This is a genomic window from Methylobacillus rhizosphaerae (genome assembly GCF_900187985.1).
In the GTDB taxonomy this organism is placed as follows: domain Bacteria; phylum Pseudomonadota; class Gammaproteobacteria; order Burkholderiales; family Methylophilaceae; genus Methylobacillus; species Methylobacillus rhizosphaerae.
Window position 1 is genome coordinate 148,530 of record NZ_FZOA01000004.1, and the last position, 23,025, is coordinate 171,554.

The window sequence follows — 23,025 nt, forward strand, 5'->3', positions numbered from 1 at the left end:
ATTTTTCACCATAATGCCCGGCATCACGACTGCACAACCCACCAGATACTGTACAAAGGACCCAGTGCCCATGCCCATCCTGAATATCCAGCCCCTGAACAAACGCGACCAGCGCATCACACTGGAAAACGGCAGCATCATCGACATCAGTGTCCGGCAGATATTCAATGTGAATTTCTATCAGGAGGATGCTGTCATCGGTCACGTGACATTTGAATCGCTGTCCTCCCTCAACAATCTGGAATTACAACCGGTTTATAAACTCAAGGAAGAGTCGCTGACACACCCCGCCCTGAGCACGGATGCCACTCAACTGCGCGAAGCCGCCATTACCCTGTACCGGACATATACCAACGGCAAGATACTGCCGAACAAGGACATGTTACAAAAATCCCATTAAGCGGATAGCGCTGCTTCGCCTGACATGAGCAGGCATGAAGCATGCGTGGAAATGTCCTGCTGATTTTGCAAAACCGGCACGTACAAACTTGCACGTGCCGGTTTCTCAACTTCACTTAGTGGTATGTGTGTCGTATGCCGTCATGAGATTGCGGTAATCGGGAATATGGTTGGAGAACAACGCACCCAGGCCTTCGATATCACGTCGCCAGTCGCGGTGCAGCTCACAGGCTGCGCCAAACCAGGTCAGCAGTTGTGCACCAGCTGCCGTCATGCGCTCCCAGGCAGCATCGCGGGTCATGGCATTGAAAGTGCCGGAAGCATCCGTAATCACGAACACTTCATAGCCTTCCTCAATGGCAGACAGGGCAGGGAAGGCCACACAGACTTCCGTCACCACCCCGGCAATGATCAATTGCTTTTTGCCAGTCGCCTTGATGGCCTTGACGAAGTCCTCGTTATCCCAGGCATTGATCTGTCCCGGCCGCGCGATATAAGGCGCATCCGGGAACAGCGCTTTCAGCTCAGGGACCAGCGGGCCATTGGGGCCGGTCTCGAAACTGGTGGTCAGGATGGTTGGCAGATTGAAATACCTGGCGGCATCCGCCAGCGCCAATACATTGTTCTTGAATTTGTCCGGTTCAATATCCCGCACCAGGGATAACAATCCCGCCTGGTGATCCACCAGCAATACTGCAGCATTATCACGATCGAGGCGTACATAAGGCTTATTCATGGGTTTCTCCTCTTTTCATCAAAAAATGTTGTCTATTCCAGGTCATCAAGCAGCAGAGACAAAACGACCATTGTTATAGTCACTGATTGCCTGGTCGATTTCCTCCCAGGAATTCATGACGAAGGGGCCATGGCCAACCACAGGTTCATTCAATGGCGCCCCGTTCAACAGTAACAAAGTCGTATCCTGCTGCGCTTCCAGCACCAGCTCGCTGCCTTCGCGCTGCATGACTGCCAGCTCTTCCGGACGGATGGTATGCACATCCCCCACGCCAACTGCACCATGCAGGACAAAGATGGCAGTGGTGTGACCTTCAGGCAATGTGAATGCCGTGGTACTACCGGCATTCAATCGCACATCCCAGACGTTCACCGGGCTGAAAGTACGGGCAGGACCCTGGTTGCCGGCATATTCCCCGGCGATTACGCGCACCGTGCCTGCATGGCCTGGCAGTGCGATTTCCGGGATTTGCTGCTGCGTAATACTCTGATAGCCCGGCTTGGTCATCTTGTCCCTGGCAGGCAGGTTGACCCAGAGCTGAATCATTTCGAACGCACCGCCGGTTTTGGCATAGTCATCGCCATGGTACTCTTCATGCACAATACCTGAGCCGGCTGTCATCCACTGCACATCGCCAGGACCTATAGTGCCGCCTGAATCAGTGGAGTCATGATGCGATACCTGCCCGTCATAGACGATGGTCACGGTCTCGAAGCCACGGTGTGGATGCTGCCCGACACCACGGCGTTTCTCGGTAGGCTCGAAATTGGCAGGACCGGCATAATCCATGAGCAGGAACGGTGACATTTCCTCGTGAATATCACGATAGGAGAAAATACTCTGCACAGGGAAACCATCTCCGACCCAATGACGACCATTGCTGCGTTTGATGAATGCAAGTTTTTTCATGATGTTGTCTCCTGCAATGAATGTTGATGTCTCCCACTATAAAGACAAGACTTTTACCGCACTAGATGGTTAAATATGAAATTACTTTTCATTTAATGGAATAATTGTGGACTTGAACGAAGCTGCGGTATTCGTGAAAGTAGTACAGGCAGGTGGTTTCAGCGCAGCAGCCAGGCAGCTGCAACTACCCGTTTCCACCATCAGCACCCGCGTTGCGCGGCTTGAGCGGCGCCTGGGCGTCACGCTACTGCAACGCACCACCCGGCGCCTGAACCTGACCGAAGCCGGCCAGGCTTATTTCGATCATGCTGCGTTGGGGCTGGGCTACATGCTGGAAGCCGAAGCGGCGATTGATGCCAGCAGGCAAGAGCCACAAGGCAGGCTCAGGATCACAGCACCTGCCGATCTTGGCGACAGTTTGCTGGCAGGGCTGATCCAGCAGGTACAGACACAATATCCAGCCATCGCCATGGAGCTGGTACTGACAGAGCGTTATGTGGACCTGGTCGCCGAAGGAATAGATGCAGCCATCAGGACAGGTGAGCTGCGTGATTCCAGCCTGGTTGCCAAGCCATTGGGCACAGCCTGCTGGGCGTTATTCGCCAGCCAGCATTATCTTGACCAGGCACCGCCTTTGCTCACGCCCCAGGACCTGAATCAGCATCACTGTCTGCAATTCAGCCCCATGGGCCGGGATACCTGGACTTTCAGGCAAGGTGACGACAGCATCACCATTCCCCTCAAGAACGTTACCATGGCCAACAGCATCGGAATCGTGCGCCATATGACCCTGAACGGGCAGGGTGTGGCATTGCTGCCGACTTATTTCTGCAAACCCGGCCTCATTACCGGTGAACTGAAGCGGATATTGCCTGCATGGCAGGCACAGCAGGACGCCGTACACCTGGTATATCCACGCCAGCGTTTCATGCCTCCCAAGTTGCGCGCGTTCATCGACATCGCACAGCGTGAACTGGGCGCATGGTTCAGCCATGAACAGGATGCATTCCCCATCAAGTAACTTATACTGTCTGCCATGTCGATACCTGCCACCTCGCCATCCAGGCCATCTGCGCTGACACTTTTCCTGATCCTGGTCCTGCCCCCGCTGTTCTGGGCCGGCAATTTTGTTGTCGGCAGGGCAGTGCATTCGGAAATCCCGCCGTTTACCCTGTCACTGGGCCGCTGGCTGATCGCCTTGTGCTGCCTTCTGCCATTTGCCTACCCGGCCATGCGGCGCGACTACCCACTTTATTGGCAGTATCGCTGGCGCCTGCTGGCAGTTTCACTGGCCGGAGTAGCAGCATTCAATACCCTGGTTTACAGCGGGCTGCATTTCACTACCGCCACCAATGGCACTCTGCTCAACTCCTGCATCCCGATGCTGATTCTGCTGTTCGGTGCCTTGTTCTATCGCCTGCGCCTGCATATTTGGCAAGTCATTGGCCTGGCTTTGTCATTGTGTGGCGTGCTCACCATCATCCTGCACGGAGAATGGGCGCGATTGCTCAGGCTGGAGTTCTCCAGCGGCGACCTCATTATTTTTCTGGCCATGGTGTGCTGGGCGTTCTATACACTCTGGTTGCGCGATATCCCGGCCAGCATCAACCGCCTGGGGCTCATGGGCATACAGATCATCCTGGCCATGATCCTGCTGGTGCCACTGTTTCTGTGGGAGCATGTGCATGGCATCACACCGCAATGGAACCACGAGGTCTGGCTGGCACTGGCATATGTCGGCATCTTCCCATCGGTGATTGCCTATACGCTGTATACACTGGGCGTGGCATATGCTGGCGTGGCACGTGCGGGACTGTTTATTCACCTGATGCCGGTATTTGGCAGCCTGTTATCAGTGGCATTGCTGGGGGAAAACCTGCACCTGTTCCATATTGTCGGTATCACGGCAATTCTGGGAGGCTTGTTCCTGTCAAACCGAGCCTAGCTCAACCCAGCGCGTCGTGCCAGATATTGCTGGCCCATGACCGTGCTTCACGCGCTTCACCTGCGGAATGCTGCTTTGAAACGCCGCCGCCGGGAGCGGGTTTCATTTCCCTGCTTTTCTCATCGTATCGATATACATTGGCTACATGCATGGCTTCATCTGCGCTGACATAGCTGTAGCAGGTATTGGCGAACACTGGTGCCGGGTCAGGCGCCTGTCCGGCCAGGATATCAATGATGGCGCTGGCGCACACCTTGGCTTCAGAGGTCGCAATATGTGCCGATTTGGGTAAGCCGGAATCCAGGGCATCTCCGAGGATATGGATATGCTGCGCCTGTTTTGATTCATAGCTGACATAGTCCACATCACACCAGCGCCCCTCTGCATTGGCCAGCCCATTATCCAGCGCAATCCTGCCCGCCGTCTGTGGCGGAATCAGGTTGAGCACATCAAACCTGAATGTATCAAAGGTGGTGCGCACCATACGCTGGGCCGGGTCTATCTGCTTCAGCTCACTGACTGGCTGGTATTCAATCATGCCGGGATAAAGCTCTGCCCAGGCTTTCTCGAACAAGGCGCGCTTGGACGTAATGGCCGGGTTGGCATCCAGCACCAGCACCTTGGAGCGTGGCTTGTGCTGTTTGAGGTAATAGGCCACCTGGCACGCGCGTTCATACGGCCCTGGTGGACAACGATAAGGCAGGGCAGGCACCGTCAGGGCAAACACACCACCATCGGGCATAGCCTGCAATTGCTGCTTCAAGGCGACAGTCTGTGCCCCGGCCTTCCATGCATGCAGGAAGTGCTGCTGTAAATCCAGCCCGGTCACGGCATTCAGATGGCTGTAGTCAAAGCTGATCCCGGGTGCCAGTACCAGCTTGTCATAACCCAGGTGAGTACCATCATCCAGCTTGAGCTGTCGCTTCCCGGCATCAATCTGCGTCACGCTCGCCTGCCGCATTTGAATACCATGCTGCCTGAGCACATCGTAGGAACGTGAAATATCCTGTATCTGCCTGCTGCCACCCAACACCAGATTACTGACCGGGCAGGAGACAAAACCACTGCCAGGTTCAATCACGGTGACTTCCACACGCCCCTGGCTCCAGAGCCGCAGGTACTTGGCGACTGTCGCCCCGGCAAAGCCGGCACCCACGACCACAACCCGTGGCGCGCCGCCAGCACTGGCTATATTGCGCCACATCCCGGGCAGTATTAAGCCGGCTAGCATTAATTGATTGAAACTGCGACGCTTCATTGTCCGTCTGCTTTCTGGCGATATGTATTACAGGCCGTACCATCCGGCACTACACAGGCAAAGTAACCAGCCAGTAAGGAGATTTCTTCCCGGGTCAGGCCTTTGGCATGCTGGTTCATCACGCTGCCATCATCGTCCATATCGCGATAATGCCGCATACGGTCAAGAAACTGGTCAGGCGGCATGCCAGCCAAGCTGGGTGTCTCGCCCTGGCTTTTTCCTTCATATCCATGACAGGCTGCACAGGACGCAGCCAACGAGCGTATATGACTATCCGCCTGGCCCGCCATAGTCAGTGGAGTCACCCCCACCAGGCTGAGCAGCACTGTCAGGATGATGCGCATCAGGATTCTGCTGTCGTCGGGTCTATCATGCGCTTGATCTGCGAAATGCGATTGGCAGGGAAACCGCCTTCGCTGGCATGCTGACGTATCAGCTCTTCGGAAGGGGCAATATACACGCAATAGATCTTGTCATCTGTCACATAGCTTTCCACCCACTGGATTTCCGGCCCAAGTGCTTTCAGCACACTGCAGGATTTGGCTGATACACCTTGCAAGTCCGCATTGCCCAGGCTGCCAGCACCGGGTAGTTCGCGTTCAATGATAAATTTCGGCATCGTATTGATCTCCTGTCATGAATAATGGGTAATTAACGTTTTACTGCCAGATTCTGGCTGAATTCGTTATCTTCATTGTCATGAATCGTGACGGTAAGCATACCATCCCGCTCGACAATCAAGGGAAAACGAATATTGGGGTCTTCGCTGATACCGATATAAGTATCAGCCTGCAACACAGGTTCACCGTTGTATTGCACATCGATCTTGCTGATATAGAACGCAGGACGGAAACCTTGTGAAACCAGGTCGCGTTGCAGACCCGTGAACATGGGGTGCTTGATCTGCAACTTGACATGACGCAGATCCTGCTCAGTATCCTCACTATCCAGCGCCAGCCGCATTTTGCCAGCATTGCGCTTGGCCTCTTCCTCATCACCATCCACCGCGCCACCACAACCGCCACTGGCCCGGACTGCCGCTGCATTGACGTACAACTTCCCGTCACTGGTTTCTGCCACCACATGTACCAGTGAATCTGTCTCCAGCCGGATACGTGTTGCGATCTCAGCCTTGCCACTCTTCGGATTGAAGTGGAAAACCGCTGCCAGGGGCACCGGATTGGCATCCACAACAACAGTGACGGCCTTGACATACTGCTGCTCCGTCATTGGGTAATCGACAGAGAAAGAGAAGGGCACCTGAGCGCCACTCTCGGCACGCTTGGGTGCTGTAATCCTGATAAAGTCTCCCTGTTCGAGAGTTTTCCCCTGGAACATGTCATGCTGCATGCTCTGCCATTTCTGGTCATTGACCTCGGCATGCCCCGCTGCGGACAACATCAGACCCACAGCCATCAAACATCCCAGGAATACGCGTGTCATCATTTGCTTTATCCTGCCTATTCTATAAAATACCGACCAGTTGGTATGTTATGCCAGTATACAGATTTGTCAATAGCCTCATCCATTCCTTACACAGTAGAATAGATACCTCACGGAAAACGACCATGTCCAAGCAGACAACATCCTCCACACGCGAACGCATCCTGTATGTCGCCAGAGACCTGATTCTGTCGCGCGGCTTTTCTGCCATGAGCGTGGACATGGTCTGCGCACAGGCCGATATCACCAAGGGTGGCTTTTTTCACCACTTCCCCAATAAAGAGGCATTGGGCGAAGCTGTGCTGCGACAGTTCTGGCAAGATGCTGCTAACCGGCAGGAAGACATCCTTCACCGGCATTATCCGGCCCAGCTGGACAAAATCTGTGCCTACCTGGACCACGCCATGACCACTTACCAGGACCCGCAACTTAGCCAGGGTTGTATGCTGGCAATCTTCACCATGGGGCTGGCAGACACCAATCCGGACCTGTATGCCGTTTCCCGCAGTTATTTTTCACAATGGCGGCATGATCTCATCAGCATGTTCGAACAGCTCAAAACCGAGCAAGCACTCACATCACTGGATGCCACTGCCTGGTCGGAACTCTACATTGCCATGCTGGAAGGTGCTCTGATACTGGCAAAATCCAGCCATGATCCGCATGTCATTGCCCGCACCCTGACACTTTACAAACAACAACTCCAATTGCTCGTATCGCAGCCGGATACCAGCGCGAAACCTTAGAAATTAATGGAAAATATCGATCAGGCCATTGACATAATATAAGGTTCCTAACTATTATTCTTGGATCATGCTATTGATCAAAGAACTGCCGACTTCCGAGTCGCTGAAAAAATTTTCTGGCTATTACCCTGGTGCCGATATCGTGGCCATCTGGGAGTTCGTCAATATCTTGCGCGCCGCCTCCAACCTGTCTGAGGCCTTGGATAAGATGCTCGCCCAGCACGGCCTGTTACAGGGACGCTGGTGGGTATTGGTATTATTGCTGCGCGAAGACAACCTCAGTTCATCTCCTTCTGAACTGGCGGAAAAAGCAGGTGTCACCAAGGCAACCATGACTGGCTTTATCGATGGCCTGGAACATGAAGGCCTGGTCAGCCGCCTGACTGACCGCAAGGACAGGCGCAAACTCAAAATCAAGCTGACAGCCGCCGGGCGCCAGAAACTAGATGAAGTCATGCCCATCTATTACACCAACGTCACGACCCTCATGTCCCAGCTCTCCCTGCAACATCGCCAGGATGTTGTACGCCATATGCAGTCACTGGGTGCCAATGCAGACATCATGAAAAATCTCTAGCCTGAAGAAACTAGCTGTGTCCTTTTTCCGCAAGCTTGTCCATTCCGCATATGGCTTGATTCCATATGTGACCAGCTTGCTTGGGCCTGCCATGCTTTCCGGCTGTATCAGCATGGATGGCATTGATCCCAAGTCCACAACCACTTCCGTCGATGAACTTGCCACAGGGCAAGCAATCACCCAGGCACGACATGACCTGCCATGGCCACAACAGGAATGGTGGCAGGTTTTCCAGGATATTCAACTCAATGAGCTGGTGGCTCACAGCCTGCAACAACATCCGGACATCCGGGCTGCGCGCGCCAGAATCACCATGGCTGAGGCACAGGCGCAGATGGTGGGCGCATTACGCGCGCCACAGGCAAGCATCAACAGCACCCTGGTACGCGAACGCTTCACCAGCCTGCAATTCATTCCGTCACCCTGGGGCGGACACCTGGAATGGAATAACAAGGCCACAACAAATCTCAGCTATGACCTTGATCTCTGGGGCCAGCGCGAACAGCAATGGAAAAGCACCCTGAGCCAGGTACAAGTGGCAACAGCCGAGGCACAACAGGTCAAACTGAGCATGAGCAGCGCGATGGTGATGCAATATATAGCGCTGTCGCGGGAATATGCATTACACGAAATCGCCAAGGAGAGGCTGGAAATTGCCCAACACCGCCTGGACATCCTGCAACGTGCACTGGCCGCAGGGTTGGGTACGGAAATCGAAGTCAACCAGGCCGCAACCCTGATACCTGTCCTCAGGGCACAGCTGGAGGCCAGTGCCGAACATGTAACCCTGATGCAGCAACAACTGGCGGCACTTGCAGGTGAAGGACCAGGATTTACCGAACACCTGCATCATCCGGCTCTTTCCCTCAACGCCGTCATTGGGCTTCCCGACTCTCTGCCTGCCAACCTGATTGGTCGCCGCCCTGATATCGTCGCAGCAAAATGGCGCATCGAGGCAAGCAGTGCGGGGATTGCCAGTGCCAAAGCCGCGTTCTACCCCAATATCAACCTGATGAGCTTTATCGGCTTCCAGGCCATCGGCTTCAATAAACTGATTTCCGATAGCGGCCTGGCCGCAGGGGCCGGGCCTGCCATATCATTGCCATTGTTCGATGGTGGGCAGCGTCGTGGCAATCTTGCAGCAAGAACCGCAGCCTACGACCTGGCCGTTGAACAATACAACAGTATCATGCTGCACGCACTACAGGACATCAGCAGCCAGCTGGTAGCACTGGAATCCGACACAATCCAGCATGCTGAATTGCTGGAGGCACTGCATATCGCGGAAAGAACCCACAAGCTGGCCCAAACCCGCAATCATGCGGGGCTTGCCAACTACGTGCAGGTACTGGATGCCGAGAGCCAGGTCCTTGATCAGCGCGCAGTCCTGATTGACCTGGAAGCCAGCCGTCTCAGCACCTATGCCAGCCTGATGCAGGCATTGGGTGGCGGTCTTGAACCAGCTCCTGCCGAAACACACTGATGCACCACTTCCGTATCCGCTCTCTTATGCCACGCTGGCGCTATGCGCTGCTGGGTGCCGTACGTGACTGGATGCGTGAAGATGCCCAGACCCTGGTCTACATTGGCAAGGTATTGCTTGCCTGCATGCTGGCCCTATGGGTGTCTCTCAAGTTTGATCTGGAGCAGCCACGCACCGCCCTGCTGACAGTGGCCATCGTCATGCAGGCCCGTACCAGTATGGTACTTGCCAAGAGTTATTATCGACTGATCGGGACATTGGTAGGCATCATCATTTCCGTGCTGCTCATTGCCCTGTTTGCGCAGGAGCGTATTCTGTTCCTGCTATCCATGGCCTTGTGGATCAGTTTCTGCACCGCGGGTTCCATCGTATTCAGGCACCACCAATCTTATGCTTTTGTATTGGCCGGCTATACACTCTGCATTGTCGGGCTTCCTGCCACGCTCAATCCCGACCAGACTTTCAATATCGCCATGACCCGGCTGTCGGAAATCATGGTCGGGCTTGCATCCGCCAGCCTGGTCAGCGCCCTGGTGTTCCCGCAAGGTGTCAGCGAACTGTTACGTCACTCCGTACGCAACCGCTTCCGCGACTTCTCGCGTTTGCTTACCAGCCTCGATCGCAGGAAACTTGCTGCCCCGGCCACCCGGGCTGAAACATTGCGCATGGTAGGCAATGTTTTTGAGCTGGAAATCTTTCATGCCTCATCCTCCATGGAAAGCGATCATTCACGCACTTACCGGCAGCGGCTCAACCTGTTGAATTCAGAATTCATGGCAGTGACCACCAGTCTCCATTCTTTCGAGCAGCTCATGCGGCGCCTGCACCGAAGCGGACACCCACAGGTGGTGGAAAACTTGCTTGCCCTGTTTACCCCTGTCCAGGCAGCAGTACTGACTCACCAGCGTGAAGTACGCGATGAACACGAAGCAAGACAGGTAGTACTCACTAGCAGCACATTACTTGACCACTGGGAAACTCACCTGCAGGAGGTAAAATCCCGCCTCCCGGCAGATCTCTCCAGCAGCGACACACTGGACTTTGCCACAGGAACTGCACTCATCCTGCGCATCCTCAATGAATTGCACGCCTATACCAGCACCTATGCCGGATTGGATACGTCCCAGAAAGCCGCGGCTGTAAAAATCTGGAAAATGCCGGGGATGGGCATGCATTTTGATCCATTGACCGCATTGCTTGCTGGTCTACGGGGTGCCTTGGTGTTTGCTGCCATGTCCTTTCTCTGGATCACTTGCGACCTGCATTCTGGAGTTGAAGCCATCACTTTTGCCACAATATGCAGCACCCTGTTTGCCTCTTCGCCCACTCCCAGAAGGACGGTACGCCAGTTCATCACCGGGGTGCTGATAGGTACCATCCTGCTCTATATAGTCAACTTCCATTTATTGACCCATGCCCAGGGCTTTGCCATGCTTGCACTGGCGCTGAGCCCCGTCATCATCGTGGCGGCCTGGCTGACGACCAAGCCTTCCATCGCCGTCATTGGCGCAGGCATTTTCATTGTGTTTTTCCTGCATATCGGTTTCAACAATACTTTTGCGGCAGACCCAGTCAACTTTATCAATGCCGCCATTGCCGACCTGCTGGCCATCATGCTGGCTGGTGTGTTCTATAGCCTGATTGACCTGAGCAACAACCAGTGGTCACGCACCCGTATTGCCCAGGCATTGCGTGAGCTGATCCAGGAGATATGTGTGCATCCGGCGCAACCCCTGCGCAGCAGGCTGGAAACCAATGTCCGCGAACTGCTGCTGCGCATGGGTACCGTGCATCGCGTCGCAGATGCCAGGGACAAGGAAGTGGTTGACTGGTTATTATCCACGCTGGAAATCGGCCAGGCCGTCATTGCGCTGCGTTCAGAAGCACACAGCACTCCCGTCCCCTCGATCCGCAGATCCATCAAGCACAGCCTGCATCAACTGGCCCAGCTGTTCGCGCAGCCCAGCACAGCATGGCGCAACACCACCATCCGTTCGATTACCGACAGTATTGAGCATCTGCAGCAGCAGGAAATCAGGATGCAGCTGACTAGCGCCAACCACCAGCAATTGCTCGCCATGCTGCATTTCATCCGCGGTGCCTTGCTCGACACTGACTCGGTACTCACACTGAGTGCCTCGCTGGATATCGCAGAAAAACAAGGAGTACTCAACAATGCCTAGGGAAATTGCCTTGCTCGATGCATTGATGCCTACGCTGATACTCGCATTTATCGCTGCATTGCTGCTGTACTGGCTGCTGGACAAAGTACTGGTATGGCTGGGTGTGTACCAGTTCATCTGGTATCGCGCATTATTCCGCCTGAGCCTGTTCAGCTGCCTGTTCTGTGCCTTGGGCCTCCTGATCTATTAAAAGGTGATACTTATGAAAGACCTGTATAAGCACATCCTGCGCATTTCACTCACACTGATGATTGTGGCAGTCGCCATCATTCTCGGCCATATGCTCTGGGTACGCTACATGGACTCCCCGTGGACACGTGATGGCAGGGTGCGGGCGGATGTCGTCAATATTGCCAGCGATGTCTCCGGACTTGTAACCGAGGTCGTCGTGCGCGATAACCAGTTTGTGAAAAAAGGTGACCTGCTGTTCCGCATTGATGCCGAGCGTTATCACCACTCACTGGAAGAAGCAGAAGCAAGACTGCAGCAACGCAAGATCACACTGGCCCTCAAGCGTGGGCAATCCACACGCCGCGCCATGCTGGATGACCAGGTCATCTCCCGCGAGGATCGCGAAGATTCCGACCTGGTGACGCTAGCTGCAAAGGCAGACCTCGACCAGGCATTGGCAGAGCGCGATCATGCCAAACTCAACCTGCAACGTACAGAGGTACGTGCTCCCGTGGATGGCTGGGTATCCAACCTGCTGGTCCGCCCGGGAGATTACGCCCAGGCCGGAGCAGCCAAACTGGCACTGATTGACCAGAAATCTTACTGGGTTTACGGCTATTTCGAGGAGCACAAACTCCACCTGATCCATCTAAATGACCCGGTGGAAATCCGCCTGCTGGGCACCGATATTGTCCTGAAGGGCCACGTGGAAAGTATCGCCCGCGGCATTACCGACCGCGACAACCCGACAGATGTCAGGCTACTTGCCAACGTCAACCCGAGTTTCAACTGGGTACGCCTGGCCCAGCGCGTTCCAGTCCGCGTGCATATCGACGAAATCCCGGCAGGTGTCGAGCTGGTTGCCGGCATGACATGCTCCGTGATCGTGCACCCAGCCTCGTGAGTCATGCGCCGGTTATACCGGCGCTATCTGATCACTGGCTAGCCAGACATGATGCCAGGTACTGGTAGCGCGTATTGCCCTCAAGATTCATCGCCGCAGCATTGATCTGGCACTGCTTTCGCATCTCGTTCGCTGGCTGGTCACCATAGGCGTTCGATACTATGCAATTATTCAGGTAATACTCACGCACCTGATCTGTCAGGTTCATGGCCGTCGCATTGATATGGCAGGTCTTGGTAAGTTGCCACTCACCATCGCCCTCAGTATTGGCAAATGCAGACCCTGCGAACAATAGTGAAACAGGTAGTATGATCAAGATTTTCATCACGTTTTCTCCATAGTGTTGAGTAACATCTGACAAGTCTGGCGCTTGTCTCGATTGCATTATGTTCCCACATGGATATTACGCCTTTTGCACTTGCCCAACATCAATGAATTTAGTACCTTAAGCAGCCCGTTCCTGCATTGACCTGCCACCATGTCCGACCCCGCCATCCAATTGCATCAAGAATCCTTGCCCGCTGCCTGGGCAGCAGCAATTCCTGAACTGCAAACACAATACGACAGCATCAAGACCAAGCTGGACATGGAAACCGATATACGTCCGCGCCGTGGATTATGGTTCGAAGCATTGCGTCAGGTTGATCCTGCGGCAGTCCGGGTCGTATTGCTCGGACAGGATCCATATCATGGTGAAGATCATGGCATCCAGCAGGCACATGGATTGTCTTTCTCGGTACCGGAAGGAGTCAGGCCACCTCCATCGCTGCGCAATATGCTGAAAGAGATGCAAGCGGATATAGGTCAGTCACGGTCCAGCGGCAACCTGATGCCATGGGCCAGGCAAGGGGTTCTGCTGCTCAATGCTTCCCTCACGACGCGTGGAGGCATTGCCGGGGCGCACAGCAAAATCTGGCCGGCATTCACCCATGCACTGTTGCACGACCTGGGGCAACGCGAGCTACCGCTAGTATTTATTCTCTGGGGTGCGCATGCGCAACAATTCCGCTCCCTGATTGCACCACACCACATCGTGATCAGCGCTGCCCATCCTTCGCCGCTTTCAGCGTATCGTGGATTCTTTGGCAGCAAGCCATACAGTAAAACCAATGCTGCGTTGCACAGCATTGGCTTGCCAGAAATAGACTGGAGCGCGGCTCAGTAACCCGCCCCAGCCTGATGAAGTTATCTGACCAGCAAATCTATTGCTGACAGTACAACATACGTTACCGGATCATAGACCACGTTATAGCCCTGGTAATAACCAATGACATAGCCAGGTGGCGGTGGTGGCAATGTACGCAGTACATAGGCAGGAACTGGTGTGATATAAGGCCGGTAAGCCGGCAGCATGGCATAGCCCATCTGGAAATGTGGGCGGTGATCGTATCTCACTGTACGTAAGCTGCGCGCATAGTTACGCTGCAGATAGGCACGGTCATGATCACGGAATTGATATTGATGATGCACATTATGCTGCACAATCACAGGGCGTTGCGGACCTCTATTATTCCACTGCCGGTTATCATGGTGGTGCTGCTGTTTCCAATTACCGCCGCGCTCATGCTTGTTGTGACCCGCACGATGCTCCTGCCGCGGACCACGATCACGCCTGTCATCACGATCAGCATAAGCCGCAGTTTGTCCCAGCACAGTGGCCAGCAATACAACACCCATGGTTGACCACAGTGTTCTCTTCGTTACTTGTTTCATGATGTCCTCCTGATTACAGCATCACACTTATTAATCCCCGATCTATTCACGATGGCTATATCCAGTCTTTTATTATTCTCGATAGTCCGGTGGTACAGCAGAGGACAATGGCACACCCTGGTAACCGGGTGGCGGTGGCGGCGGTGGCGCTACATTGCGCTGCGCCGGCCTTGCCTGTTGTGCCTGTGCAAGACGCGCAGACACTGCCACTTTGTGGCCCTTGGCATACATGCATTGCGTGTACGCATTATCAAACCGCTCCTGCGCACTGTAGTAGGAGTCGGATGCCATGCCGGCTCCTGCCATTGTGCCTATCATCAATCCAGACCCGGCACCAACGGCAGCCCCATGATGACCACCAGCAGCGGCACCCAGCAGGCCACCAACCACAGTCCCGACTGCGGCACTCGCCACAGCACTATCCTGGGCCGCCACCTTGGCAGAGCCGCTCTGCTCAAGGCCAAACTGGCGGCAGATGCTATCATCGTAGCGGAATTGATCAAAGGATTTTCCCGTACCAGGCAAAGCCATATGGCTTGGGCCATCCGGTGGTAACGAGGCGCAGGCGCTCAACAACACGACCGGTGCCAACAAGATCGCAATTTTCATGATGTTTCCTCGCAATTACTGGGCAGGTTGCGGCGCAACTTTCTGCCATCCGGAAGGACACTCCTTCACATAAGGGTAATACCCTTCAGATGGTGCGCAATAATACCAATATCCACTATTCGCAGATTGCGGCGCTGCACTCTGCTGAGGTGCCTGCTCGATATACACCGGGGGCGCAGCAGGCGCAGGCGTCACCACCACAGGTGGGTAATAAGGATATGGAGGCGGCACATAATAAGGCCGAGGATAGTAAGGTCCCCAGCCTGGACCGTAAAAACCAGGTCCGACATAGACCCCGATATGGGGGCCGCCATGACGAAAGCCACGGTGGCCTGGATCTGCCATGGCTGCACTGCTGAATAAAATGCCGGCAATCAACCCTGCCGTGAGGATTCTGCTTGTTGTTGTCTGCAGCATAACCTTGACCTCCATCATCAATATCTTGCTTGGGTATGAACTAAGACCCGCACTTGTACGGCTGAGTTTTGAAGGGTTTGGTAAATCTGCGTAATACTTCGTAAGCAAAACAGTCTGTTCCGGGACAGTTCAACCACAGTCGCTGACAATAGTTTTGCAACAATGTTGCTTACCAAGTTGCAATTGGTCTAGAATACCTGCCTGAACTGCTTTGAAGCTTTTATCATTCGTTTCTCCACGCAAAAATTGATCAATTGGGACAGGATGGGCAATCTTGTTTCCTGGCTGTGCCTTATCCATTGCACAGTATTGCCCTGGCTGGCCTTCATATTGCCGTTGTCATTCCTGCTTGATGACAGCGTCCATCTCTGGCTGTTCGTTGCCTTGTTCCCGGCAGCAGTCTTTGGTGCGTGGTCAGGATGGCTCCATCACGGCAATGGCAGACCCAGTTTGCTGCTTGCGATCGGCCTGGCTCTGGTGGGCTGTGCCACCTTTATCCCCATGAGCGCTGCTGCTGAGATTGCCCTGACAATACCAGGCAGTTTGTTCCTGATTACCGGCCACACCCTCAACCGCCGGTTACAGCGGATTGCACATATTGCCGGTGCACGCGCAACAAGCGCTTAATACACTGCAATAAATTCCAGAATTCCCGCCACTTTGCCTTTTAGGTTTTTCCATAAAGGTCTATAGTCTGCCTTGGGAGCTGTTTTACCGAGTTGTATATGCTTGTGCGTCAGTTTGGCTCTCGTTTCCATTCACCTTACATTAACAAGAAGCAATCATTATGAGTACAAATACCGCAGATATTGGCCTCATTGGTTTAGCAGTAATGGGGCAGAACCTGGCATTAAACATCGCAGATCATGGTTACACGATCTCCGTCTATAACCGTGATCCTGAAAAAACCCGCAAATTCATTGCACATGCCAAGGAGCACGAACCTTCCGCCGGCAACCTGAAAGGCTTTGAAGACCTTGCCACTTTCGTGTTAAGCATCAAGCGGCCGCGCAAAATCGTGCTGCTGGTCAAGGCAGGCAGTGCCACGGATGTCACCATCAACGCGCTTATCCCGTTCCTGGAAGAAGGCGACATCATCATTGATGGCGGAAATGCTCTCTGGACTGACACTATTCGCCGCGAGAAGGAATTACGTGCCAAGGGACTCGAATTCATCGGCTCTGGCGTATCCGGTGGCGAAACTGGCGCCCGTTTCGGTCCGTCCCTCATGCCTAGTGGCACGCAAAAGGCATGGTCTTCCCTGGAACCTATCTGGCGCGATATTGCCGCCAAAGTGGATCCGCGTACTGGCAACCCCATTGAGGGTGCCACGCCTGGCAATCCTGTCCAGGGTGGTTTTGCCTGCACTGAATATATCGGCCCGGATGGGGCAGGCCATTATGTCAAGATGGTGCACAACGGTATCGAATACATCGACATGCAGCTGATCTGCGAAGCCTACTGGCTCATGAAAAACCTGCTCGGCATGCAATCAGACGAGATTGGCAAGGTATTTGAAGAATGGAATAAGGGCGAGCTGTCCAGCTTCCTGATTGAAATCACCGGCGATATCCTGCAACAGAAAGATCCGGCAGGAGATGGTTTCCTCGTGGACAAGATCATGGATGCCGCAGGCCAGAAAGGCACCGGTCAATGGACTGCTGCCAACGCACTGGAGCTGGGCTCTCCCGCCAATGCCATCGCGGCAGCCGTTTTTGCCCGTGCACTGTCAACGGTCAAGGATGAGCGTGTGGAAGCCAGCACCATCCTCAAGGGCCCCAAGATCCAGCAGGAGGCGGATCGTGAGAAATTGATCGAATCCATCCGCAACGCATTGTATTGCTCCAAGATCTGCGCCTACGCCCAAGGATTCCAATTGATTGACAAGGCACAGGTGGCCTACAACTGGAAACTCAACTTCGGTGAAATTGCCCAGATCTGGCGTGGCGGCTGCATTATCCGTGCCCGCTTCCTTCAAAAAATTACCGATGCCTACGCACTGGATGCACACCTCACCAACCTGATGCTGGATCCATACTTCACCGAAGCACTGGATGAAGGCCAATCCAGCTGGCGTGAAGTCGTCTCCCTGGCAGTACGCAACGGCATTCCAGCCCAGGCGTTCTGTGCGGCACTGTCTTATTACGACGGTTACCGCAGTGCTACGTTGCCTGCCAACCTGCTGCAGGCACAACGCGACTACTTCGGCGCACACACTTATGAACGTGTAGATCAGCCTCGCGGCCAGTTCTTCCACGTCGACTGGCCGGAACCCGGCCGTCCGCAACTGAAAGTGTAAAGTAACAGGGCAGGCTGATCAGCCTGCCCTTTTTCAACTATTCAATACTGCTGCAATTGCCCGTAGCTCAGTCTCCGGGTCAGGATATTCCTCATACTCGTGGGAAGTACGTCGGTACCAGTAACGGCTATTCCACTCATCCCCCTCGATCTTATGCAAGACCGCATGAATCCAGTGCGCCATTGCCATATCTGAGTCCTGCGCAATCTCGTGAGCACCATTCCAATCGCCGCCCAGCGCAAGCTCTACTGCATGTAACAAGCTCTTTTCCATCATGCTCCTTTCCTCAATACGCACATACCCGTCATATTGCCGTCATCTCTTTTTCATTGTCCTGCCATGCATCCAGGGCAACATGCACATATCCGACAATGACAAGGATGAAGGAAATGACCACAATCACCCAATATGTCCTGCGCAGCGCAAACAGTATCGCCCTCTTGCTGGTATACCTGCAACATCTGGCTGCACGCTGCAGGTAATAGACCGAGCATCAGAAGGTTTACCGCAATTGACATAAAAGAACATCCCGCTGGCGAGCAGCATGGTATCGTGACGACACAATATCACTATTCCCGGAGACTATCGCAATGCGATCCTTACTCACTGTTCTGCTGTTTTCCGCCTTCTGTTTCGGCCATGCCTATGCCAATCCACAGCAAGAAAAAATGAAGTCCTGCAATGCCTCCGCGGGAGAAAAAAACCTCAAGGGAGACGACCGGAAGTCCTTCATGAAGACCTGCCTATCCGGCACACCTGAAGCCAGTGGCAACCCGCAACAACTGAAAATGAAATCCTGCAATGCCGAAGCTGGTAAGCAAGCACTGAGCGGTGATGCCCGCAAGGCTTTCATGAAAACCTGCTTATCCGGTCATTGATTCATCTCTCCCGTCAGCCCAGCACAGGCTGACGGCCATTGATTTTCCTGCCCCAATCCTCCATGGCGCGATAGAATATAGGTAATGATTAATGACCCTATTGTGGGAGGAGCCACGCAATGCTGATTCAAAGCCATATCGTCGATCTGGAAACCCCAACCGGCATCATGCGCACCTATGTGCATCGCCCTGCCGGCGCAGGCCGTTTCCCGGCGATCCTGTTCTACTCGGAAATATTCCAGCAAACCGGTCCGATCGAACGTGCCGCACGCTTCCTGGCAGGGCATGGCTACGCCGTGCTGGTGCCGGAAGTATTCCACGAACTCAACCCGATCAGCACCGTGCTTGCCTATGACGATGCAGGCCGCGACAAAGGCAATGCCGACAAGTCAGCCAAGGACGTGCAAGGCTACGACAGCGACAACCGCGCCATGATTGAATGGGTGCAGACGCAAGACTGGTTCAACGGCAACATCGGCGCCGCAGGCTTCTGTATCGGCGGCCACCTGGCGTTCCGCGCAGCGCTGCAACCGGAAATCAAGGCGACTGCCTGCTTCTACGCGACCGACCTGCACACCCAGGTTATCCCCAATAAACCAGGCCAGCACAGCATGGAACGCTTGGCTGACATCAAGGGCGAACTGCTCATGATCTGGGGCAAACAGGACAACCACATCCCGACCGCAGGCCGTGTGCAGGTTTACCAGCAATTGACGGATGCAGGCCTCAGTTTCACCTGGCACGAATTCAACGGCCAGCACGCCTTCATGCGCGACGAAGGCGAGCGTTACGACCCGCAGCTCGCTGCCACAGGCTACCAGCTGGCCTTGCAGCTGTTCAGCAATACGCTTTAAGTACTTTAAAAACCACAGGCAACTGTGGTTTTTTTATTTCCCTGTCATTCATCATGCCCGGCAATGCCAGTTAGCCGGACAAATCAGACTAATTTTTGAACCTCACCTCAAGAATGCCATCCAACCTGATACGCATGAAGTCATCCTGTGCATACAACAGGCATCAATCCGGCCTGCAAAGAACAACAGTCCGTCATAGTCGAGCCATACGCGGACATGACAACAATTAAACCGTGGCAAGCCCTCGTTTTTACTTAAGTAGCAGTCACTGAGCACTGTGTATATTGATCAGTTGCTTGCTGCATTACATGATGCCTCGTAATTCCATCGAATAAATAGATAAGGAGCAACAGTGGCATTACCTCAACGCGACTCCAAGCAACACAACGGCCATTCGATTGCCATTTTCGGCGAGGTACTTGCCGATATCTTCCCTGATGGCAGCGTACTGGGCGGCGCACCATTCAATGTAGCACGCCATTTGCAGGCTTTTGGCCTGCATCCCGTGATGATTACACGTATCGGCCAGGATGATCTGGGCCGTCAGTTAATGGACGAAATGCAGCGCCAGGACATGAATACCACAGGTGTCCAGATCGACCCATTGCATCCGACCGGACAAGTCAAAGTGCATATGTCCGACCACGGCCATCAATTCGAGATTCTGCCTTCCCAGGCATATGACTACATCAACGCCGGTATCACTCATATGGTCACCATGGCAACCAAGCCGGCACTGGTTTATTTTGGTACGCTGGCCCAGCGTAATATGGAATCACGCCTGGCTGTGGACAATTTTCTCAACTATGGCACCAGCCCCCGTTTTCTGGACATCAATCTGCGCGAGCCCTGGTTTGACAAACATACCGTGCGCCGGTCCCTGTTGCGCGCCGATATCGTCAAGCTCAATGCTGAGGAACTGGCCACACTCGGCACTATGCTGCGTCTGCCTGGACGTAATGCCATTGAGCATGCCTCGGCATTGCTCAAGCGTTTCAACCTGGACATGCTGCTGGTGACAGAAGGGGATCAGGGAGCATGGGCCATAGACCGCGAACATCAGGTACAGCGTATTGAAGGCACGACACCACCCCAACGTTTTGTCGATACCGTCGGCGCCGGTGATGGTTTTGCCTCGGTGTGCATTATGGGCATACTCAATGAGTGGCCCACTGCCACCATGATCGCACGTGCCAATCAATTCGCAGCTGCACTTTGCGGCATTCGTGGCGCAGCACCGGATTCCAGTGATTTCTACCTGCCGTTTCTCAGGGAATGGCAACAATGAGTAGCACAGGGGACAGACCTATTTATATCCTCATGATCAGCATGCATGGATTGATCCGCTCCGAAAATCTTGAGCTGGGACGTGACGCCGATACAGGGGGGCAGATCACCTATGTCGTGGAATTGGCGCGCGCCCTGGGCAAGCATCCATCAGTGGAAAAAGTGGATTTGCTTACGCGGCGTATTGAAGATAACAACCTGGCCCCGGATTACCGTATCGCGGAAGAGCCTCTGGGCCATCATGCCCGCATCATCCGCCTGCCTTGCGGCCCCAGACGTTATCTGCGCAAGGAACTGCTATGGCCTCATCTTGACCAGATGGTGGACCAATGCCTGAATTTCCTGCGCAGCCAGGGAGGGCGCCTGCCTGACCTGCTACACACGCATTATGCCGATGCAGGCTATGTTGGACAGCAATTATCCTTGCTGCTGGGCATTCCCCAGATACATACCGGCCATTCCCTGGGTCATCCAAAACGTGAGCGCTTACTTTCTTCAGGACGTAAGGCTTCTGCAATAGAGCGGCAATTCAATTTTGAGCGCCGCATTGCGGCGGAAGAGTCTGTGCTGGAACATGCCTCCATGATCGTCACCAGTACCCAGCAGGAAATCGATGAGCAATACAGTCTTTATCATCATTTCGACCACCAGCGCTTCTGCGTCATCCCGCCGGGCACGGATACGACACGTTTTTCTCCGCCTGACCGCAGGAAAATATCTTCCAGCCTGCAACAGAATATCGACCGTTTCTTTGCCGATCCAGCCAAACCCCTTATCCTCACCATCTGCCGCCCCGAGGTCCGCAAGAACCTGAAAGGCCTGGTGACGGCGTTTGGCAGGAATCCCGGACTGCAACAACAGGCCAATCTATTGATCGTAGCAGGCACGCGCGATGATATCCGCGAGCTGGAAGAAGCGCAGCAGGAGGTGATGCAGGATTTGCTGCTGGATATTGATCGCTATGACCTCTGGGGCAAGGTAGCCATTCCCAAGCATATTTCACAGGATGATATTCCCGAGTTATATCGCCTGGCGGCCCGCAGGCATGGTGTCTTTGTCAATGCGGCACTCACCGAGCCATTCGGTCTGACCCTGATTGAAGCCGCCGCCAGTGGGCTGCCTTTTGTTGCACCTGATGATGGTGGCCCTCGGGATATCGTGCGCAACTGCCGCAGCGGTTTACTGTCGAACACACTGGAAAGTGAGGCTATTGCACAATCCCTGAAGGAGGTTCTGGCTGACAGGAAACGCTGGCGCCACTGGGCAAGAAATGGCTTGAATGGCATTAAGCGGCATTACAATTGGCCTGCCCATGTCAACACCTACATGAAGCAGGTACGCCAGGTTCTGCGCCGTGATCGTAAACGCTGGCGCAGGCAAATGGTCATCAAGCTGGATTCCGGGAAATCCTACATGCCGCTGGTTAACTCCGCGCTTATCAGCGACATCGACAATACACTGCTGGGTGACAAGCGTGCCTTGCGCCAGCTGGCAAACTGGCTCCAACACCACAAGGGCAGGCTGGCTTTCGGCATTGCCACTGGTCGCGTCATCACAAGTGCGGTTGATATTCTCAAACAATGGCAGGCCCCTCCGCCTGCTGTATGGATTACCTCGGTAGGCAGCGAGATTCATTATGGCGCACACCTGATACCTGACACAGGATGGGCCAACCATATCCGTCACAAATGGCGTCGTGATGCGCTGGAGCAAGCCATGCAATCACTGCCAGGGCTGACACTGCAGGCAGCCGAAAATCAGCGTGAGTTCAAGCTCAGCTACATTGTTGATCCTGACCGCATGCCATCGCTTGAGGAGATCAACCATTATCTGCGTGATCAGCAGCTCTGCGCGCAATTGATCTATTCCCATCATGAGTTTCTTGACCTGCTGCCCATCCGCGCCTCGAAAGGGCATGCCATCCGTTACCTGTCCTATAAATGGGGCGTGCCATTGCATCACTTCCTGGTGGCGGGGGATTCCGGCAATGACCAGGAAATGCTGGTCGGCGACACTCTGGGCGTAGTGGTCGGCAATTACAGTGAAGAACTGGAGCCGTTACGTGGCATGGAGCAAGTCCATTTTGCCGCAGGGCATTACGCCGCAGGCATCATGGAAGGTATTGCCCATTACGGTTTCGGTGCGGACGAACCTGTGCCAGTGACACAAGGGAAAGAGGAAAGTACTCACAATCAAAAACAAAGAAAGTGAATC

At 54.2% G+C, this 23,025-nt stretch carries 27 protein-coding genes; 16 read left to right on the forward strand and 11 right to left on the reverse strand.

All coding sequences use genetic code 11. From position 1 onward, the window contains the following. The first annotated feature begins 70 nt into the window (after positions 1 to 70). Positions 71 to 400: a hypothetical protein gene (locus CHB59_RS05760; RefSeq protein WP_089375284.1), complete on the forward strand. Its 330-nt coding sequence runs from the start codon at positions 71 to 73 to the stop codon at positions 398 to 400. A gap of 111 nt (positions 401 to 511) precedes the next feature. On the opposite strand, the gene ycaC is transcribed toward CHB59_RS05760, so the two are convergent. Then, complete coding sequence (gene ycaC / locus CHB59_RS05765; protein ID WP_089375285.1) at positions 512 to 1,135, reverse strand: isochorismate family cysteine hydrolase YcaC; 624 nt, start codon at positions 1,133 to 1,135, stop codon at positions 512 to 514. 45 nt (positions 1,136 to 1,180) lie between these two features. Beyond that, the gene (locus tag CHB59_RS05770; RefSeq protein WP_089375286.1) at positions 1,181 to 2,044 is read right to left on the reverse strand and encodes a pirin family protein; all 864 of its coding nucleotides are present in this window, start codon (positions 2,042 to 2,044) and stop codon (positions 1,181 to 1,183) included. Between the two features lie 106 nt (positions 2,045 to 2,150). Between CHB59_RS05770 and CHB59_RS05775 the strand changes: the two genes are divergently transcribed. Both CHB59_RS05775 and CHB59_RS05780 read left to right on the forward strand, forming a co-directional pair. Then, on the forward strand, positions 2,151 to 3,065 hold the full coding sequence (locus CHB59_RS05775) for a LysR family transcriptional regulator (RefSeq protein ID WP_089375287.1): 915 nt from the start codon (positions 2,151 to 2,153) through the stop codon (positions 3,063 to 3,065). Positions 3,066 to 3,080: 15 nt separating this feature from the next. Continuing rightward, entirely contained in the window at positions 3,081 to 3,989 is a 909-nt protein-coding gene (locus CHB59_RS05780) for a DMT family transporter (RefSeq protein ID WP_089375288.1), read from the forward strand. Position 3,990: 1 nt separating this feature from the next. On the opposite strand, the gene CHB59_RS05785 is transcribed toward CHB59_RS05780, so the two are convergent. From CHB59_RS05785 to CHB59_RS05800, 4 genes are read right to left on the reverse strand one after another with little or no spacing between them, the layout of a single operon-like run. Beyond that, the gene (locus CHB59_RS05785; protein WP_089375289.1) at positions 3,991 to 5,247 is read right to left on the reverse strand and encodes an NAD(P)/FAD-dependent oxidoreductase; all 1,257 of its coding nucleotides are present in this window, start codon (positions 5,245 to 5,247) and stop codon (positions 3,991 to 3,993) included. After that, complete coding sequence (locus CHB59_RS05790) at positions 5,244 to 5,591, reverse strand: c-type cytochrome (protein ID WP_089375290.1); 348 nt, start codon at positions 5,589 to 5,591, stop codon at positions 5,244 to 5,246. The genes CHB59_RS05785 and CHB59_RS05790 overlap by 4 nt, the downstream gene beginning before the upstream one ends. Beyond that, positions 5,591 to 5,866, reverse strand: coding sequence for a DUF4242 domain-containing protein (locus CHB59_RS05795; protein ID WP_089375291.1), 276 nt, complete (start codon positions 5,864 to 5,866; stop codon positions 5,591 to 5,593). The genes CHB59_RS05790 and CHB59_RS05795 overlap by 1 nt, the downstream gene beginning before the upstream one ends. Before the next feature lie 32 nt (positions 5,867 to 5,898). Then, positions 5,899 to 6,693, reverse strand: a complete 795-nt coding sequence (locus CHB59_RS05800; RefSeq protein ID WP_089375292.1) for a quinoprotein dehydrogenase-associated SoxYZ-like carrier — start codon at positions 6,691 to 6,693, stop codon at positions 5,899 to 5,901. Positions 6,694 to 6,815: 122 nt separating this feature from the next. Here CHB59_RS05800 and CHB59_RS05805 point away from each other — a divergent pair, with 122 nt between their 5' ends. From CHB59_RS05805 to CHB59_RS05830, 6 genes are all read left to right on the forward strand, one after another. Beyond that, complete coding sequence (locus CHB59_RS05805) at positions 6,816 to 7,436, forward strand: TetR/AcrR family transcriptional regulator (protein WP_179212083.1); 621 nt, start codon at positions 6,816 to 6,818, stop codon at positions 7,434 to 7,436. A gap of 67 nt (positions 7,437 to 7,503) precedes the next feature. Next, complete coding sequence (locus CHB59_RS05810; protein ID WP_089375294.1) at positions 7,504 to 8,013, forward strand: MarR family winged helix-turn-helix transcriptional regulator; 510 nt, start codon at positions 7,504 to 7,506, stop codon at positions 8,011 to 8,013. 67 nt (positions 8,014 to 8,080) lie between these two features. After that, positions 8,081 to 9,496 carry an efflux transporter outer membrane subunit gene (locus CHB59_RS05815; RefSeq protein ID WP_245835057.1) on the forward strand — a complete coding sequence of 472 codons (1,416 nt, stop codon included), beginning with the start codon at positions 8,081 to 8,083 and terminating at the stop codon, positions 9,494 to 9,496. Next, positions 9,496 to 11,679 carry an FUSC family protein gene (locus CHB59_RS05820; RefSeq protein ID WP_089375295.1) on the forward strand — a complete coding sequence of 728 codons (2,184 nt, stop codon included), beginning with the start codon at positions 9,496 to 9,498 and terminating at the stop codon, positions 11,677 to 11,679. Before CHB59_RS05815 ends, CHB59_RS05820 begins: the two co-directional genes overlap by 1 nt. Further along, positions 11,672 to 11,869, forward strand: a complete 198-nt coding sequence (locus CHB59_RS05825; protein WP_089375296.1) for a DUF1656 domain-containing protein — start codon at positions 11,672 to 11,674, stop codon at positions 11,867 to 11,869. The genes CHB59_RS05820 and CHB59_RS05825 overlap by 8 nt, the downstream gene beginning before the upstream one ends. Before the next feature lie 12 nt (positions 11,870 to 11,881). Next, complete coding sequence (locus tag CHB59_RS05830; RefSeq protein ID WP_089375297.1) at positions 11,882 to 12,754, forward strand: efflux RND transporter periplasmic adaptor subunit; 873 nt, start codon at positions 11,882 to 11,884, stop codon at positions 12,752 to 12,754. A gap of 31 nt (positions 12,755 to 12,785) precedes the next feature. On the opposite strand, the gene CHB59_RS05835 is transcribed toward CHB59_RS05830, so the two are convergent. Continuing rightward, positions 12,786 to 13,079, reverse strand: coding sequence for a hypothetical protein (locus tag CHB59_RS05835; protein ID WP_089375298.1), 294 nt, complete (start codon positions 13,077 to 13,079; stop codon positions 12,786 to 12,788). A gap of 153 nt (positions 13,080 to 13,232) precedes the next feature. Here CHB59_RS05835 and CHB59_RS05840 point away from each other — a divergent pair, with 153 nt between their 5' ends. Beyond that, positions 13,233 to 13,919, forward strand: coding sequence for a uracil-DNA glycosylase (locus tag CHB59_RS05840; RefSeq protein ID WP_179212084.1), 687 nt, complete (start codon positions 13,233 to 13,235; stop codon positions 13,917 to 13,919). Between the two features lie 20 nt (positions 13,920 to 13,939). Here CHB59_RS05840 and CHB59_RS05845 read toward each other — a convergent pair whose 3' ends face one another. From CHB59_RS05845 to CHB59_RS05855, 3 genes are all read right to left on the reverse strand, one after another. Then, positions 13,940 to 14,467, reverse strand: a complete 528-nt coding sequence (locus CHB59_RS05845; protein WP_143738695.1) for a hypothetical protein — start codon at positions 14,465 to 14,467, stop codon at positions 13,940 to 13,942. Positions 14,468 to 14,539: 72 nt separating this feature from the next. Further along, a complete protein-coding gene (locus tag CHB59_RS05850) occupies positions 14,540 to 15,076 on the reverse strand; it encodes a hypothetical protein (protein WP_089375300.1) in 537 nt (178 codons plus the stop codon). Positions 15,077 to 15,091: 15 nt separating this feature from the next. After that, positions 15,092 to 15,493 (reverse strand): hypothetical protein, encoded by a 402-nt coding sequence (locus tag CHB59_RS05855; protein ID WP_089375403.1) that lies wholly within the window; start codon positions 15,491 to 15,493, stop codon positions 15,092 to 15,094. A gap of 264 nt (positions 15,494 to 15,757) precedes the next feature. Between CHB59_RS05855 and CHB59_RS05860 the strand changes: the two genes are divergently transcribed. Beyond that, the gene (locus CHB59_RS05860; protein WP_089375301.1) at positions 15,758 to 16,120 is read left to right on the forward strand and encodes a MerC domain-containing protein; all 363 of its coding nucleotides are present in this window, start codon (positions 15,758 to 15,760) and stop codon (positions 16,118 to 16,120) included. A gap of 160 nt (positions 16,121 to 16,280) precedes the next feature. Beyond that, positions 16,281 to 17,792 carry an NADP-dependent phosphogluconate dehydrogenase gene (gene gndA, locus CHB59_RS05865; RefSeq protein WP_089375302.1) on the forward strand — a complete coding sequence of 504 codons (1,512 nt, stop codon included), beginning with the start codon at positions 16,281 to 16,283 and terminating at the stop codon, positions 17,790 to 17,792. Between the two features lie 33 nt (positions 17,793 to 17,825). Here the strand turns inward: gndA and CHB59_RS05870 are convergent, their stop codons facing one another. Continuing rightward, positions 17,826 to 18,068: a hypothetical protein gene (locus CHB59_RS05870; RefSeq protein ID WP_089375303.1), complete on the reverse strand. Its 243-nt coding sequence runs from the start codon at positions 18,066 to 18,068 to the stop codon at positions 17,826 to 17,828. A gap of 314 nt (positions 18,069 to 18,382) precedes the next feature. Between CHB59_RS05870 and CHB59_RS05875 the strand changes: the two genes are divergently transcribed. The 4 genes from CHB59_RS05875 (at position 18,383) to CHB59_RS05890 (ending at position 23,022) form a co-directional block, all read left to right on the forward strand. Continuing rightward, entirely contained in the window at positions 18,383 to 18,670 is a 288-nt protein-coding gene (locus CHB59_RS05875; protein WP_089375304.1) for a PsiF family protein, read from the forward strand. A 119-nt stretch (positions 18,671 to 18,789) separates the two neighbouring features. Further along, entirely contained in the window at positions 18,790 to 19,524 is a 735-nt protein-coding gene (locus CHB59_RS05880; RefSeq protein ID WP_089375305.1) for a dienelactone hydrolase family protein, read from the forward strand. A gap of 352 nt (positions 19,525 to 19,876) precedes the next feature. Beyond that, positions 19,877 to 20,812, forward strand: coding sequence for a carbohydrate kinase family protein (locus tag CHB59_RS05885; protein WP_089375306.1), 936 nt, complete (start codon positions 19,877 to 19,879; stop codon positions 20,810 to 20,812). Beyond that, positions 20,809 to 23,022: an HAD-IIB family hydrolase gene (locus CHB59_RS05890; RefSeq protein WP_089375307.1), complete on the forward strand. Its 2,214-nt coding sequence runs from the start codon at positions 20,809 to 20,811 to the stop codon at positions 23,020 to 23,022. The genes CHB59_RS05885 and CHB59_RS05890 overlap by 4 nt, the downstream gene beginning before the upstream one ends. Positions 23,023 to 23,025 lie beyond the last annotated feature (3 nt).

Excerpts from the sequence above, each read along its gene's own strand:
- ycaC (WP_089375285.1), bottom strand. The coding sequence starts at position 1,135 with ATGAATAAGCCTTATGTACGCCTCGATCGTGATAATGCTGCAGTATTG.
- CHB59_RS05825 (WP_089375296.1), top strand. The coding sequence starts at position 11,672 with ATGCCTAGGGAAATTGCCTTGCTCGATGCATTGATGCCTACGCTGATA.
- CHB59_RS05850 (WP_089375300.1), bottom strand. The coding sequence starts at position 15,076 with ATGAAAATTGCGATCTTGTTGGCACCGGTCGTGTTGTTGAGCGCCTGC.
- CHB59_RS05810 (WP_089375294.1), top strand. The coding sequence starts at position 7,504 with ATGCTATTGATCAAAGAACTGCCGACTTCCGAGTCGCTGAAAAAATTT.
- CHB59_RS05870 (WP_089375303.1), bottom strand. The coding sequence starts at position 18,068 with ATGATGGAAAAGAGCTTGTTACATGCAGTAGAGCTTGCGCTGGGCGGC.
- CHB59_RS05860 (WP_089375301.1), top strand. The coding sequence starts at position 15,758 with ATGGGCAATCTTGTTTCCTGGCTGTGCCTTATCCATTGCACAGTATTG.
- CHB59_RS05835 (WP_089375298.1), bottom strand. The coding sequence starts at position 13,079 with ATGAAAATCTTGATCATACTACCTGTTTCACTATTGTTCGCAGGGTCT.
- CHB59_RS05830 (WP_089375297.1), top strand. The coding sequence starts at position 11,882 with ATGAAAGACCTGTATAAGCACATCCTGCGCATTTCACTCACACTGATG.
- CHB59_RS05880 (WP_089375305.1), top strand. The coding sequence starts at position 18,790 with ATGCTGATTCAAAGCCATATCGTCGATCTGGAAACCCCAACCGGCATC.
- CHB59_RS05845 (WP_143738695.1), bottom strand. The coding sequence starts at position 14,467 with ATGAAACAAGTAACGAAGAGAACACTGTGGTCAACCATGGGTGTTGTA.
- CHB59_RS05890 (WP_089375307.1), top strand. The coding sequence starts at position 20,809 with ATGAGTAGCACAGGGGACAGACCTATTTATATCCTCATGATCAGCATG.
- CHB59_RS05790 (WP_089375290.1), bottom strand. The coding sequence starts at position 5,591 with ATGCGCATCATCCTGACAGTGCTGCTCAGCCTGGTGGGGGTGACTCCA.
- gndA (WP_089375302.1), top strand. The coding sequence starts at position 16,281 with ATGAGTACAAATACCGCAGATATTGGCCTCATTGGTTTAGCAGTAATG.
- CHB59_RS05760 (WP_089375284.1), top strand. The coding sequence starts at position 71 with ATGCCCATCCTGAATATCCAGCCCCTGAACAAACGCGACCAGCGCATC.
- CHB59_RS05820 (WP_089375295.1), top strand. The coding sequence starts at position 9,496 with ATGCACCACTTCCGTATCCGCTCTCTTATGCCACGCTGGCGCTATGCG.
- CHB59_RS05840 (WP_179212084.1), top strand. The coding sequence starts at position 13,233 with ATGTCCGACCCCGCCATCCAATTGCATCAAGAATCCTTGCCCGCTGCC.
- CHB59_RS05795 (WP_089375291.1), bottom strand. The coding sequence starts at position 5,866 with ATGCCGAAATTTATCATTGAACGCGAACTACCCGGTGCTGGCAGCCTG.
- CHB59_RS05805 (WP_179212083.1), top strand. The coding sequence starts at position 6,816 with ATGTCCAAGCAGACAACATCCTCCACACGCGAACGCATCCTGTATGTC.
- CHB59_RS05875 (WP_089375304.1), top strand. The coding sequence starts at position 18,383 with ATGCGATCCTTACTCACTGTTCTGCTGTTTTCCGCCTTCTGTTTCGGC.
- CHB59_RS05785 (WP_089375289.1), bottom strand. The coding sequence starts at position 5,247 with ATGAAGCGTCGCAGTTTCAATCAATTAATGCTAGCCGGCTTAATACTG.
- CHB59_RS05780 (WP_089375288.1), top strand. The coding sequence starts at position 3,081 with ATGTCGATACCTGCCACCTCGCCATCCAGGCCATCTGCGCTGACACTT.
- CHB59_RS05800 (WP_089375292.1), bottom strand. The coding sequence starts at position 6,693 with ATGATGACACGCGTATTCCTGGGATGTTTGATGGCTGTGGGTCTGATG.
- CHB59_RS05770 (WP_089375286.1), bottom strand. The coding sequence starts at position 2,044 with ATGAAAAAACTTGCATTCATCAAACGCAGCAATGGTCGTCATTGGGTC.
- CHB59_RS05855 (WP_089375403.1), bottom strand. The coding sequence starts at position 15,493 with ATGCTGCAGACAACAACAAGCAGAATCCTCACGGCAGGGTTGATTGCC.